The 14,735-nt window shown below is 41.8% G+C and carries 13 protein-coding genes; 10 read left to right on the top strand and 3 right to left on the bottom strand.

What is annotated here, in order from left to right:
• Window positions 1–3: 3 nt before the first annotated feature.
• The 3 genes from lptC to metG form a co-directional block, all read right to left on the bottom strand.
• Window positions 4–1,161 carry an LPS export ABC transporter periplasmic protein LptC gene (gene lptC, locus ACM5QX_RS03225; protein WP_414752356.1) on the bottom strand — a complete coding sequence of 386 codons (1,158 nt, stop codon included), beginning with the start codon at window positions 1,159–1,161 and terminating at the stop codon, window positions 4–6.
• Between the two features lie 192 nt (window positions 1,162–1,353).
• A complete protein-coding gene (locus ACM5QX_RS03220; protein WP_010994409.1) occupies window positions 1,354–1,983 on the bottom strand; it encodes an NYN domain-containing protein in 630 nt (209 codons plus the stop codon).
• A gap of 175 nt (window positions 1,984–2,158) precedes the next feature.
• Entirely contained in the window at window positions 2,159–3,751 is a 1,593-nt protein-coding gene (gene metG, locus ACM5QX_RS03215; RefSeq protein ID WP_414752355.1) for a methionine--tRNA ligase, read from the bottom strand.
• Window positions 3,752–4,131: 380 nt separating this feature from the next.
• On the opposite strand from metG, the gene ACM5QX_RS03210 reads away from it, so the two are divergent.
• From ACM5QX_RS03210 to ACM5QX_RS03165, 10 genes are all read left to right on the top strand, one after another.
• On the top strand, window positions 4,132–4,857 hold the full coding sequence (locus ACM5QX_RS03210) for a lysophospholipid acyltransferase family protein (protein WP_414752354.1): 726 nt from the start codon (window positions 4,132–4,134) through the stop codon (window positions 4,855–4,857).
• Window positions 4,858–5,294: 437 nt separating this feature from the next.
• Entirely contained in the window at window positions 5,295–6,125 is an 831-nt protein-coding gene (locus ACM5QX_RS03205) for an alpha/beta fold hydrolase (protein WP_414752353.1), read from the top strand.
• Between the two features lie 145 nt (window positions 6,126–6,270).
• Complete coding sequence (locus ACM5QX_RS03200; protein ID WP_414752352.1) at window positions 6,271–7,317, top strand: hypothetical protein; 1,047 nt, start codon at window positions 6,271–6,273, stop codon at window positions 7,315–7,317.
• 173 nt (window positions 7,318–7,490) lie between these two features.
• Window positions 7,491–8,966, top strand: a complete 1,476-nt coding sequence (locus tag ACM5QX_RS03195) for a leucyl aminopeptidase (protein ID WP_414752351.1) — start codon at window positions 7,491–7,493, stop codon at window positions 8,964–8,966.
• 245 nt (window positions 8,967–9,211) lie between these two features.
• On the top strand, window positions 9,212–10,240 hold the full coding sequence (gene plsX, locus ACM5QX_RS03190) for a phosphate acyltransferase PlsX (protein ID WP_414752350.1): 1,029 nt from the start codon (window positions 9,212–9,214) through the stop codon (window positions 10,238–10,240).
• Window positions 10,241–10,344: 104 nt separating this feature from the next.
• Window positions 10,345–11,337 carry a beta-ketoacyl-ACP synthase 3 gene (locus ACM5QX_RS03185; RefSeq protein WP_414752349.1) on the top strand — a complete coding sequence of 331 codons (993 nt, stop codon included), beginning with the start codon at window positions 10,345–10,347 and terminating at the stop codon, window positions 11,335–11,337.
• A gap of 127 nt (window positions 11,338–11,464) precedes the next feature.
• On the top strand, window positions 11,465–12,343 hold the full coding sequence (fabD, locus tag ACM5QX_RS03180) for an ACP S-malonyltransferase (protein WP_414752348.1): 879 nt from the start codon (window positions 11,465–11,467) through the stop codon (window positions 12,341–12,343).
• A 179-nt stretch (window positions 12,344–12,522) separates the two neighbouring features.
• Window positions 12,523–13,161: a lysophospholipid acyltransferase family protein gene (locus ACM5QX_RS03175; protein WP_041456809.1), complete on the top strand. Its 639-nt coding sequence runs from the start codon at window positions 12,523–12,525 to the stop codon at window positions 13,159–13,161.
• Between the two features lie 96 nt (window positions 13,162–13,257).
• On the top strand, window positions 13,258–14,295 hold the full coding sequence (locus ACM5QX_RS03170) for an AI-2E family transporter (RefSeq protein WP_011319486.1): 1,038 nt from the start codon (window positions 13,258–13,260) through the stop codon (window positions 14,293–14,295).
• Between the two features lie 141 nt (window positions 14,296–14,436).
• Window positions 14,437–14,730 (top strand): DUF2288 domain-containing protein, encoded by a 294-nt coding sequence (locus ACM5QX_RS03165; protein ID WP_011319487.1) that lies wholly within the window; start codon window positions 14,437–14,439, stop codon window positions 14,728–14,730.
• Window positions 14,731–14,735 lie beyond the last annotated feature (5 nt).

The raw sequence follows: 14,735 nt of genomic DNA, 5'->3' as shown, positions 1-14,735 counted from the left end.
GTATTAATTCCTCGTGCTTGGTTCTTGTGGAATAATCTCTGTAACTACGCGATCGCCAGAATTTCCGCCTTTAACCACTATATTTTCCGTATCCAGATTACCAACAGCTGTTTCACCTTTAAATGTCAGGGCTGGATCAACTTGTCGATAAACTACATTTTCTTGGGCTTCTACAAGTTTTCTGTCAAGATACCATGTTAGTTTTTGAGAGTTGAGAGTCTGACGACGTTTCCCCACAGCATTCACATTTCCTGTTAAATAAGCTGTTTTTTGCGGTATTCTCATTTCTCCCTGATTGGCTGTCACCGTTAAGTTCTCCACACGTTGGAATATACGGATAGGGGATTTAGTCGTGACTGTTTCCGTGTTCATATTCCAATTCATGGAGTTACTGGTGATTTGGGCTGGTGGTTCTAGTAAATCTATTTGGGCATTTTTATTAATTGTGGCAATCTTGGTCTTTAAGTTTACTTCAGCCGAGTTACCCCGACCGCGATCGCTAATTTGTTTGTTTTTGTAGCGGTCAATTTGAATTGGGCGATCGCCTATTAGTTTTTGTTCTTGAATCTGCCAAATCAAATGTTCAGTACGCATCTGCATTTGGGGATCAACAGAGTTAGCCACTACTTGACCAGAAAATTCCATTCGTTGTTCACGGGTTTTTACTCTGGCTTCCTGGGCTACTGCTTGTACTTGTTTGTGAGTACCATTAATTTTATTACGAACAATCAATAAGTCTTCTTGAGGTCGCCATTCCAATTCATTACCGTATAAAACAATACCATTTTTTGGATCTGTAGCCACTATTTTGCCTTTGAGAAATAATTGCTTACCATCTTGTTCGATGTCAGCTTTCTCGGCCTTGACTTGATAAACTACTTTTCCATCTTGATAAAGTTCCCCATAAGGGCTTTCCGCTTCACCTATTTGTTTTTCTTTGGTATATTGTGCCTGTTTTGCCTTAACTCTCCAGACTGGTCTACCAACTTCATCTGCTTGTTCTAAGATGACATCAAAGAAGGTCAAATTACTCTCTCGGTTAGTCGTATCAGAATTATTTGATTGGGTATTATTGGGAGATTTAACCCCACAAGCTACTAAAGCAATAATTAAAAAAATAGTCAAAGGCAGGTGATACCAATTTACTTTCTTGAACATCATGTCTAATTAAATAATTGTATGGTCTGTTGAAGTTAGTAATTGCTAATGTTTAATTTCTCCTTTGCCTTACCGCAAGCTATTTTTAAAATCAAAGCAAACTGCTATCAAAAACAGAAGCGGGGGGAAGTTTTGTTGATTCCCCCCGTTGGTTTAAGTTTATACTTTTTTGTTGTCTAGCTTGTGAAAATGTCATTAATCCTGCATTTCTAGGTGTCCATCGCTATCTCTGGGATCATCTAAAAAACCCATGCTAGATAAAGGTCGATAAGGATAGCTTTGGCGAGGGGTTTTCTGGATATCTTCTTTGATAGCCTCTAAATCAATATAGCGATCGCTCACATTAATTAAGCTATCACTAGTCATAGAGCGTAAGCTCACAACTTCTACCCGCACGCCACGATAACTAACAGAATTGACTGCATAAGCCAGATCCCCGTCACCACTGACTAGTACAGCCGTATCGTAAGAATCAACTAAAGCCATCATATCTACAGCTATTTCTACGTCTAGGTTGGCTTTTTTGGAACCGTCTGGCAACTGTACCAAATCTTTAGCAATCACACGGTAACCATTACGGCGCATCCACAACAAAAACCCTTGCTGCTTTTCATTAGTTCTGTCTACACCGGTGTAGAAAAAAGCCCGCAACAGTCGAGAACCACCAGTCAAACGACATAGCAATTTCGTGTAATCTATTTCAATTCCTAATTGCAAAGCAGCGTAGAATAGATTTGACCCATCAATGAAAATGGCAACCCGCCCTCGATTTTCTAAAACCTGTTCTGGTGTAAATATTGAATCATTTTCCAAGTTATTCAACATTGATGTCATACCTCAATTTTATCCTTGTTATTTCTGATACTAATTATCAATTTTGATTTTTTAGATCGACTTATGATAATTTTTCGGGGCTAAGATACAGTTCAGCCCCGTTGATTTTCTGGGAAAAGAATTAAGAAATTGAACTGAATTGGCTTTAAGCAAAAATTAAAAGCAATTAAACGTTTTTTGTTTGTTCTATGCGTTTAAAAATGGGTTGGGGTTGACCCAACTGCTGTTTATTAGATAGCAAACCCCATTGTGCATGAATCGCAAAAGGAGTAATATCAGTTTGTTCATTAAAGTTGATCCCAAAGCCCAGTTGCTGATAAATACTGCTACTTATGTTGGGAATCACTGGAGAAAGAAGATAGGCGGCAAGTCTCACAGATTCTAAAACAGTGTACAGTACTGTTTCTACTTCCTGTTGTCGGCCTTGTTTATATAATGACCAAGGGGCTTGATCATCGATAAACTTATTACTGGCTTGCACCAGTGAAAGCACAACCCCACAAGCTTGATTAAAAGCTAACACTTCGTAAGCTTGTTTGACCTTTGCTCCTAAATCTACACCCAATGCTTTCAACGTATTTTCCGCAGGAATATCTTCATTGGTAATTGATAACGCATAATTAGCGCAGTATTTTTTCACCATGTTCAGGGTGCGATTGAGCAAATTACCTAAATCATTTGCCAAATCTGCATTCAGCACATTGATGAATCTAACTTCATTAAAGTCGCCATCTTTGCCAAATTCGATTTCCTTAAGGAAGTAATAACGAACTGCATCACTACCATACTGCTGGACTAGTCCTACAGGATCTATAGTATTACCTAGACTTTTGCCCATTTTTTGACCATCTTTAGTCAAAAAGCCATGTCCAAAAACTCTATCTGGTAAAGGTAAGCCAGCAGATAACAGCATTGCTGGCCAGTAAACAGCATGGAAACGTAAGATATCCTTACCAATGAGGTGCAAGTTGATTGGCCACCATTTTGCTAGGGCATTTTCTAAGGTTGGTTCGTCTTCTGGATCTAACAATGCTGTGACGTAAGCTAGCAAAGCATCGAACCAAACATATAAGGTATGCTTTGAATCTGTGGGTACTGGAAAACCCCAATCTAGATTTACCCGCGAAATGGAAAAGTCTTGCAAACCTTGGCTAACAAAGTTGAGGACTTCATTACGACGGCTTTCCGGCTGGATAAAATCTGGATGAGACTGGTAAAACTCTTCTAGTTGAGTTTGATATTTCGAGAGACGGAAAAAGTAGTTTTGTTCGTCTCGCCACTCAACTTCTTTATTAACATGAATAGGGCAGCGATTTCCTTCTAGCAGTTCCCTTTCTTCTTTAAATTCTTCACAAGATACGCAATACCAGCCTTTTTGCTGTCCTTGGTAGATGTCGCCAGCCTGCCACACCCGTGCAAAAAATTCGTCTACAATGGCTTTGTGACGGACAGCCGTAGTTCGACTGAAGCGATCGTATTGAATATTCAACAATTGCCACAAACTCATAAAGCTGGGGACAATTTCGTCACAAAACTCTTGTGGTGCTTTTCCTAAACTCTCGGCTGAACGCTGAATTTTTTGTCCATGCTCATCTGTACCAGTTATCAGCAGCACATCACGCCCTAATAGCTTCTGAAACCTGGCCACTGCGTCTGCGGCCATTGTTGTGTAGGCACTGCCAATGTGAGGAACATCGTTTACATAATACAGAGGTGTTGTCAGTGCAAATGTTTTTTCTGATTTATTCACTAGATTCATGCAAAATAAAAAATTAACTTATAAAAACGTTTTATATCTTAACTTCTATCAACAAACTTACGCAATTATATGATAATAGCTCCTTTTGCTGAAATAACACTTTAATATTAGCAAATTTACCATCCAAAGTCTTATTTTGTAATATCTATAAATCCAACTAATCCCTAGATAAAAGACTGAAATCAACTACTAATAATCTTGGAGAATGCTTTCATTGCGTTTATGGTGATGAAGAACACAAATCTTCCAAACTACGGAATTTAGCGGCTTTTGTGGATAAAACATTTCTACCTTAAGACGGTCAACGTATGGGTGAAGAAATGTAAAAATTAAATCAAGATAAACTGCGATATTTTCCCAAAAAAATACATTGTTCAGGCATGAGTGCAAATAACCCCCTAGATATTTCTCGGATATTCTTAAACACACTCTCTACTAAAATGTTCCGCTATTACGAGGATCGCATTCCCCAAGATGCTAGTTTGTTAATAGTGAGCAATCACCGCAGTTTTATGGATGCACTAACGTTAATGGCGGCTTTATCGAATCCGATTCGTTTTGCTTGTCATCACTATATGGGACAAGTGCCAATATTGCGGGAGATTGTCACGGGACAATTGGGTTGCTTTCCTTTAGAAGAAAATCAACATCGTCAGCAAAGCTTTTTTGTGCAGTCACAAAAGCTACTACAAACAAAACAAATGGTGGGAGTATTTCCTGAAGGTGCTGATCCGATGGTGAAATATACTCCAGCCAATGAAGTAGGGGAATTTCGCAGGGGCTTTGCTCATCTAGCGTTACGTTCTCAAGTCCAGAACTTAGCAGTGTTACCAGTAGCGATCGCTTCCTTAGAAGAGAGTAACACTTCGGCTTTTCCCCTAAAATTATTGAGTTTGTTCGATCCTTCCGAACCATTATTCAATCAATATGGTTGGCATCCCCTGGTAATCTATCATCGGGTGGCTGTCTTAGTCGGTCGTCCTTATTGGATTACAGCCCAACATCACCACCAATATCACGGCAAACAGGCGAAAAATGTTGTGGCTGAACTAACTACACACTGCCATGATGAAATCGCTACTTTACTTGCTCAAGGTTGTTATTAAGTAGAGCTTACTCATGAAAAAAATAAGGGTGTAGGGGTGTAAGGGTTTAAGGGTGTAGGGGTTTAAGAATAATTAGCCAGTTGTTTAATTTACTAGCAAATCTTTTTTTATTTTGAATTTTGAATTTTGCGAAAAGTTCTGTAGGCGGTGAATCCAGTGCTGTAGGAGGGTTTCCCTCCGTAGGCAACTGGTGAACCCGGAGGGGTTTCCCGCCGTAGGAAACTTTTCAAGACGAATTTTGAATTGATTGATTCCTAGATTAACCTCTAGGAGAATCATTAATTAATCAAAGTATCTTCAAAAAAGTTTTATACAGTCCAGGCTATGATTTTAACTGGACTATAAAGCTTTATCCTTGTATTGTCCTATCGATACAAAGTATAAGCTTGACATAGGGTAAAGTTTATAAAAACAGCAAATAAAATTTGAATTTTACAATGCCAGACGTTGAACTAAAGCCGTGTTTCCTAACTCCTAGACGAGTACGACCTGAGTATCCGTTGTTCGTCTATTTGCCGGGAATGGATGGAACTGGTCAATTATTGCGATCGCAAACGGCGGGGTTAGAAATTGGCTTTGATGTCCGTTGTTTGGCGATCCCTCGCCAAGACCTCACTAGCTGGGAGGTCCTCACTAATAACGTCCTAGACTTAATTCATGCAGAATTAGAAAAAAGTTCCCAAAGAGCAGTCTACTTGTGTGGTGAGTCTTTCGGAGGTTGTTTGGCGATGAAAGTAGCCATTAAATCACCCCACTTATTTAAACGTCTAATTCTGATTAATTCCGCCTCAGCTTTTAAGCTACGTCCTTGGTTAGATGGGCTGTCTCAACTGGTGCAATTAGTCCCCGAATGCCTTTATGATGCCGGCGCATTAGGTTTATTACCATTTTTGGCATCCTTGCAACGTATCTCTCGGAATATTCGCCAAGAACTGCTAAAAACTATGCGTTATGTTCCTCCTGAAACTGTGCTTTGGCGGTTATCTTTATTGCGAGAATTTGATGTCAGCGATGAGCAATTGCGTTCTCTGACTCAAGCAACATTGTTAATTGCTGGTGGCAGCGATCGCCTGTTACCATCTGTCAGTGAAGCTACGCGCCTAGCAAATATTATCTCTAATTCTCAGAAAGTGATTCTACCCAACAGTGGACACGCCTGTTTGCTAGAGCAAGATGTGAATCTCTATGAAATTCTCCAAGTTAATAACTTTTTAGAAATTAAAAGCCCCAAAATTTCTCATCTCAAAATTCCCCAACAAAAAATTTGATATGTATAACGTTTTCTCTCTGTGTCTCCGTGGCGGAAATATTAAACCCTAGAGATACAGAGAATTGTCCTGGTTGATAGATGTCAAGGCTTGCAATTATCGACTACAACCAAAATAGAGGGTCTGATAAGGATGACGATAAGCAATGCCAGACAAACCACCCGCAAACATAGAAAAAAATACTAAACCATCTGTAATAGATGCTGTTGCTCAACTTGGGCAAGCAACGGTTAAGCAAACGCAAAACTTATTTGAGCAAGGTACTCAAATAACAGGTAACGTCATCAACCATCTCAGTGATAATTGGCTGATTAGAAAAATTTCCGGATTTTTGAATCTTAATTGGCTAATTGGGGCAAGTGACAATGTAGATTTAGAAAAAGTCGCAGCCTCAGTTAACAAACTCAAACAAAAGTATCCTCAGGAATCACCAAGCCAAATTGCCCACCGCATCATGATGGACAAAGCAGCTAAATCCGGTGGAGTAGGTCTAGCGAGTAGCATTTTACCTGGAGTAGCCGCCGCCTTATTTGCAGTGGATTTAGCCGCAACAATGAAATTGCAGACAGAAATGCTTTATCAGATTGCTGCTACTTATGGACTGGATTTAAAAGACCCTGCTCGCAAAGGAGAACTTTTGACAATTTTTGGTTTAGGCTTGGGTGGAAATCGTCTCCTGAAAGCAGCAGGATTAGCCTTACTAAGAAATGTCCCCTTTGCTGGTGCGGCGATCGCTGCCAGTTCCAATGCCACACTCAGCTATTCTTTAGGATATGCGGCTTGTCGATTTTACGAAGCCAAGTTAGACGCTGCAACATCCATCAATTCCCCAGAGACATTGGCAAACTTAAAAGCCGAGAGCGAGAAATATTTAGAAAAAGCGATCGCTCAAGAAGCCATCATGGATCAGATATTAGTTCACATGATCCTAGCCAGCCATCCAGAGAAAACTTGGGAAGAAATCCTACCAGACTTGCAAGCCGCCAACCTCAGCCCCACATCTTTAGCAGCCATCAAGCAAAACATCAAATCACCCCAACCACTAGAACAGCTGCTGAATCAATTAAACCGTGATTTTGCCGTCCCCTTACTAGCCCGTTGTCGCAAAATTGCCGAACTAGATTATCAGACTAAACCACGAGAGCAAGAAATAATCAATGCGATCGCCAAGAAATTCGATATTGGTCAATAGTCAACAGTCAACTGTTATTTTCCTCTAGATCAATACTTCCCTTGATCCCTGCTTGTCTGCTTCTTTATCTCTTCCCAATCCCCAATCCCCAATCCCCAATCCCCCTATCCTGAAACAAAATTTTTGAGCAATACTGGTACAGGAAGGCATATATATATAGACAAGACCCCAACATGGCAATTCAACTGAGTGATAAGCCTCTGCTAGAATGGGCAGGCGATACTTTGGCGATCGCATTATTTGAAGATGCAGTCGAGTTAACTGGTGAACTAGCGAGTTTAGATGAAAAGTTTGCTGGTATTTTAAAAGAACTAATTGCCGAAGAAGAATTTACAGGCAAAGCCAACAGCACAGTTTTTACTCGTGTGAGTTCTAATATCCCAGTACGGAAAATAATTTTGGTGGGTTTAGGCAAAACGGAAGCCTTCAAAATAGAAACCTTAAGACGTGCGGCGGCGGCTGTAGGTAAAGTAGGCAAAAAACAAAAAAGCAAAGTTATCGGGCTGAGCTTTCCCTTATGGAATAATGACCCTACAGCCTCAGCCCAAGCAATTACCGAAGGTGTGCAGTTAGCGCTCTATCAAGATAATCGCTTTAAATCAGACCCAGACGACAAAGGTTCCCAAGTCGAAACAGTAGAATTACTAGGTTTTGCCGGACAAGAAGCAGCAATTAACCGAGCAAATCAAATCGTCTCTGGGGTAATCTTGGCTCGCCAATTGGTAGCAGCACCAGCCAATAGCGTCACACCAATTACAATGGCAGAAACGGCTCAACAGATTGCCCAAGATTATGGTTTACAAATAGAAATTTTAGAGCAGGAAGATTGTGAAAAACTAGGCATGGGTGCATTTTTAGGAGTTGCCCTCGCCTCAGATTTACCGCCTAAATTTATTCACTTAACCTACAAACCAGAAAGCACACCCAAGCGGAAACTGGCAATTGTCGGTAAAGGTTTAACCTTCGATTCTGGTGGACTCAACATTAAAGGCGCTGGTAGCGGTATCGAAACCATGAAAATTGATATGGGAGGTGCAGCCGCTACCTTAGGCGCAGCCAAAGCCATTGCCCAAATCAAACCAAATGTAGAAGTTCACTTTATCTCAGCCGTAACCGAAAACATGATTAGCGGTAAGGCTATGCACCCAGGAGACATCCTGACAGCATCCAATGGCAAAACCATCGAAGTAAACAACACCGATGCTGAAGGGCGTTTAACCCTAGCAGATGCCCTAGTCTATACAGACAAATTGGGATTAGATGCGATCGTTGATTTAGCCACCCTCACCGGTGCCAATGTCATTGCCTTAGGTGATGACATTGCTGGGTTGTATACTCCTGATGATGCCTTAGCCGGGCAACTAGAGCAAGCCGCAAGCGAATCCGGTGAAAAGATTTGGCGGATGCCATTAGAAGAAAAATATTTTGAAGGACTAAAATCTGGCATTGCCGACATGAAAAACACCGGGCCTCGTCCTGGTGGTTCCATCACGGCTGCTTTGTTCCTCAAGCAGTTTGTCAAAGATACCCCGTGGGCGCACTTAGACATTGCCGGGCCAGTTTGGGCAGACAAAGAAAACGGCTACAACGGCCCAGGTGCAACTGGTTATGGCGTAAGGTTGTTGGTTGATTGGGTATTGAGTGAATAGGGGTTTAGGGGTATAGGGGTTTAGGGGTTTAGGGGTATAGGGGTGTAGGGAAAGCAATAATAAATTTCTTTTCCCTCACACCCTCACACCCTTACACCCTTACACCCCTATTCACAATGTGCTATCTTGGGCTTGCCGTTAAAACTTGTTGCAATTGTCACAAGAGAAATGCGGTGGTGAGAAAGTTAAGATTTTTCAGCCAAGCCATCTGGTAAAATTTGTAAGGTTTCTAGAAGCTTTGAGCAATGGGATCGACTTGCGTACGGATAGCAATTGACGCAATGGGAGGGGATCACGCACCCAATGAAATCGTGGCTGGCGCAGTGCGAGCAAGCGAGGAATTGGGTGTGAAAGTACTATTGGTAGGTGATCCCCAACAAATTGCATCTGCCTTGCCACCAAAAACTAATTTGGAGAGGGTGGAGATCGTTCCTGCTGAGGAAGCGATCGCAATGGATGAGGAGCCTTTGAACGCGGTAAGACGCAAGCGCAAGGCTTCTATTAATGTGGCGATGGATTTAGTCAAGCGAGAACAGGCGGATGCCATATTCTCGGCTGGCCATTCTGGTGCAGCTATGGCATCAGCTTTACTCCGCTTGGGACGATTACCTGGAGTTGACCGCCCCGCAATTGGTACAGTGTTTCCCACCATCAAAGCTGGCAAACCTGTACTGATATTAGATGTGGGAGCTAATGTAGACTGCCGTCCTAAGTTTTTAGAGCAGTTTGCTGTGATTGGGTCAATTTACAGTCAATATGTCTTAGGGACAGGGGAACCACCCAAGGTGGGTTTGTTGAATATTGGCGAGGAAGATACCAAAGGTAACGAATTAGCCTTACGTACTCACCAACTATTGAAGCACAACCCCAACATCAATTTTATTGGTAATGCCGAAGGGCGAGATGTACTTTCCGGCGAATTTGACGTGATTGTGTGTGATGGCTTTGTCGGCAATATTTTACTCAAATTTGCGGAGGCGATCGGCGGAGTAATTCTGCAAATCCTCCGGGAAGAATTGCCCCAAGGCTTACACGGTCAAATCGGTACAGCCATTTTAAAACCCAACCTGAAGCGCATTAAGCAGCGCATGGATCACGCAGAACACGGTGGTGCTTTGCTGTTAGGGGTATCAGGTGTTTGTCTAATTGGTCACGGTAGCTCTCAAGCGCCTTCAGTATTTAATGCCATTCGTATGGCAAAAGAAGCTGTAGATAATCAAGTGATGCAACAACTGCAATCCCAATATGAAATTCTACACAGCGCCAGCGATTAGCATCAGTTCTGCGGGTTATTAGTCAAAAGTAAATGACTAATGACTAAGTATCTACAGACGTTCTATACAACGTCTCTAATAACTGATAGCTTGGGAGACTAGGAGTGCAAAACTTAGGCATCGCAATTACTGGAAGTGGTTCAGCAGCACCTGAAACTTCCCTTCACAACGAAGAATTAAGCCAACTGGTAGAGACATCAGACGAGTGGATAAGTACCAGAACGGGAATCCGCCAACGGCGTTTAGCCCTACCAACTGAATCATTAAGCAGTCTGGCGGCGGCAGCTAGTAGACAGGCGATCGCCTCGGCTGGAATTACAGCATCCGATATAGATTTGATTTTACTGGCAACTTCCACACCTGACGATCTGTTCGGTACTGCTACTAAAATCCAAGCTGAATTGGGAGCTAATAAAGCCGTAGCCTTTGATTTAACAGCAGCCTGTTCCGGCTTCGTCTTTGGTCTAGTCACAGCAGCCCAATTTATCAGAACTGGCGTATATCAGAATGTACTGTTGATCGGGGCTGATATCCTCTCCCGTTGGGTAGATTGGCAAGACAGACGTACTTGCGTGCTATTTGGTGACGGTGCTGGAGCTATTGTATTGCAGTCCAACCAAAGCGATCGCTTATTAGGATTTGCCCTCAAAAGTGACGGGACACAAAACCATTATCTCAACCTAGCTTATCAAGGCACTGCCCAAGAAATTCTCCCCAACGTCAAGATCACTCAAGGCACATATCAACCCGTAACCATGAACGGCAAAGAAGTTTACCGCTTTGCTGCTCAAAAAGTCCCAGAAATCATTGATAAAGCTTTATTTGAAGCTAATATTACTGTTGACCAAATCGACTGGCTACTACTACATCAAGCAAATCAACGCATTCTTGATACTGTAGCTCAACGCCTAAATATTCCTACACACAAAGTAATTAGTAATCTTGCTAATTACGGCAATACCTCCGCCGCTTCCATACCCATAGCCCTAGATGAAGCCGTGCGAGAAGGCAAAATAAAACCCAACGATATCATTGCTACATCCGGCTTTGGAGCCGGTCTAACATGGGGTGCAGCAATTTTTCAATGGGGAAGATAGATATTTAGTCAATAGTCAATAGTCCAGAGTCAAAAGATATGACAACTGACAACTGACAACTGACAACTGTACAGACGCGATTAATCGCGTCTCTGACAACTGACAACTGACAACTGACCACTGACAAATGACAAAAACCGCATGGGTGTTCCCCGGACAAGGTTCTCAAGCACTGGGGATGGGAACAGACTTACTAGATATACCAACTGCCAAAGAAAAATTTGCTCAAGCTGAAGCAATCTTAGGTTGGTCTGTAAGCGAAATCTGCCAAAACGAAGAAAAATTATCACAGACACTCTACACCCAACCCAGTCTTTATGTAGTAGAGAGTATCCTTGCAGACCTAACAAAAGAACGGGGACACCAGCCAGATTTAGTTGCTGGTCATAGTTTAGGAGAATACATCGCCCTTTACGCTGCCGGCGTTTTTGAGTGGTCGGCTGGTTTAAAACTAGTCAAGCGACGAGCTGAACTCATGGATAGCGCCGCAGGCGGCATGATGGCGGCTATGATGAATTTTGACCGCGAACAGTTAGAAACAGTAATTGCCCAGACTCCTGATGTGGTGCTAGCAAACGATAATAGTCCAGCGCAAGTTGTCATATCTGGTACTCCAGAAGCTGTGCAGACAGTTATGTCTCAAGTCAAAGCCAAACGTGCTGTCCCGTTGAAAGTTTCAGGTGCATTTCATTCACACCTGATGAATACAGCTGCTGTGGAGTTCCAAGAAATTCTGGAAACTGTAGAATTTCAACAGGCTACTGTACCCGTATTATCAAATGTCGAGCCAGTGCCAGCAGTTGATGCCACAATTTTAAAACAACGCCTCAGCCAACAAATGACTGGTTCAGTACGCTGGCGAGAAATTTCTTTAACCTTACCAGCCAACGGCATTGAGAAAGTTGTGGAAATCGGCCCCGGTAATGTACTAACAGGTTTGATTAAACGCACTACTGCTAATTTAATTTTAAAAAACATCCGCAACGCTGCGGAACTACTAAATTAGATACTGGGGATTAGTGAAATAGTGCGGCGAGAGGCTTTCCCTCTCTACGAGACGCTACTCAAAAATTTTTCCCTTTTCACCATGCCCCCGTTCGGACTTCCCTGCGGGACGCTACGCGTTGCCGCAACCTATATTAGGGAAGCCTGCCCCAATCCCCAACCCCCAATCCCCAAGTTCTTATGTCCCGAACCCGCGAACCATTGATTAGTCTGGCACTTTACCATGCCTTCAAGTGGTCAGTTGTTAGTCCGATGTTGCACGCTTACTTTCGGGGTCGGATTTATGGTGTGGAAAATGTCCCCCAATCAGGCCCTGTAGTAGTTGTGAGTAATCATGCTAGTTACTTTGATCCGCCCATCGTCTCTAATTGTGTGCGTCGTCCAGTAGCATACATGGCGAAGCAAGAATTATTTGAAATCCCTGTTTTAGCCCAGGCGATTAAATTATATGGTGCTTACCCAGTTAGTAGAGGAAGCGCCGATCGCAATGCCATTCGCGCAGCTCTAGAATATCTGGAAAATGGCTGGGCTGTTGGTGTGTTCCTAGAAGGTACTCGCACCCCTGATGGTCGTATTAGTGACCCCAAAAGAGGCGCAGCGCTACTAGCAGCTAAAGCAAAAGCGCCGATATTACCTGTATGTTTGTGGGGTTCGGAGAATATTTTACAAAAAGGTTCCTCTGTACCTCGTGCAGTGCCTCTAACAGTGAGAATTGGTAATTTAATTGATACTCCCAGTTCTACTAATAAAGACGAGTTAGAGTCAATAACACAAAAGTGTGCCGCAGCCATTAATCAAATGCACGATTTAGGGCGCTAAGTATCCACTGGGAAAAAATCTGCTGAAAGTAGGTAGCGATCGCTATTTTATTGTTGTATGTTGAAAATCAATTAATCAACTTTTTTTACACAGTATATGAGCGGTATTGAAGCCAAAAATCTGTGGCATCGATTAAATAATTTGGCACTAGTCCGCTTTTTGCTGTTAGTTGCAGCTGGTTGGGCTATCGTACAGCTTCTGGCTTACTTTGAGACAGTAATTGTCATTTTTACGTTTGCAGCTATTTTGGCTTTTTTACTGAGCTACCCTGTACAATGGCTACGCCGTTTTCTCCCCCACAACATTGCAGTTGTTGTAATTTTCCTCATCAGCATAGTGATTTTAGGAGGATTACTGATTACTGTCGGTATAGCAATTTTATCCCAGGGTCAACAATTAATTGATAGCATATCTGCTTTCTTAACTTCTTTGTTACCTTTTTTGGAAAGAGTAGAGGGTTTATTACGTAACCGCAATCTACAAATAGATTTAAGTGTAATTCAAGAACAATTGCGAACCCAAGCTGTATCAACACTAGTTACGAGTTTGGCAATTGTGCAACAATTTCTCACTAATTTTGTGACATTTATTTTAATTGCTGTCGTAGCTTTTTTCATGTTGCTAGACGGTGAAAAGCTTTGGAACTTTACTCTCAAAATAATCCCGCAAAAACGCCGTATTAGATTTACAAATATTATGCGGCGTAGTTTTCTAGGTTTTTTTCGCGGTCAGTTATTATTGTGCTTATTCTTAACAAGTTCAACATTCATTATTTTCTTATTATTACAAGTACCTTTTGCTTTAATACTGTCTGTAATAGTGGGAATACTAGATATCATTCCCGGTATTGGAGCTACTCTAGGTGTGGGAACAATTACTTTAATTGTCTTATCTCAAGATGTTTGGTTAGCATTAAAAGTATTAGTTGCTTGTGTAGTCCTCCAGCAAATTCAAGATAATTTAATTTCTCCTCGCATTATGCAAGGAGCGCTAAATCTCAATCCGGTAGTAGTATTTTTTGCTTTATTAGTAGGTGCGAGAGTCGCAGGATTATTGGGTGTTTTTATCTCTATCCCAATCACGGGAGTTATTGTATCTTTATTTGAAATTGATGAGATGAAATCTGAAGTTTAGTCATTAGTCAAGTCGCTTTGCTTCAGTTCAAAATTTAAAAAAGGTCATTAGTTATTGATTTTTCCTTCTACCACGCCATCCCTTTAATTCTCATCTTCCATTTAATGTAAAATCGAAATATGAGGATAAGAGTAGAGAATCATGTCAGATTTAAGAACAGAGTTATCAGAAACTATAGATGAATCAGAGTGGGAATGGCTAATTCCTCATGCACAGAGAGACGCAGTGATTTTAGTATCACTAGACTTGAACTTGTTAGATGTGGGAGAAGCGATCGCTAGTGATAATATACCTTCAGTTCAACGATGGATTGATGAGCAATTAATCAGTAAACCGTCTCCTGAGCAACTGGGGGAATGGAACATCAATCAGCAAAAAAGATTTAACACCCTGATAATACAGCCCTATGTTTTGATACAGGAAATAGCAGTATAGGTTAT

The sequence above is a fragment of the Anabaena sp. CCY 9910 genome, assembly GCF_963920875.1.
Lineage (GTDB): Bacteria > Cyanobacteriota > Cyanobacteriia > Cyanobacteriales > Nostocaceae > Trichormus > Trichormus variabilis.
This window is presented reverse-complemented; position numbering and strand designations above follow the sequence as displayed.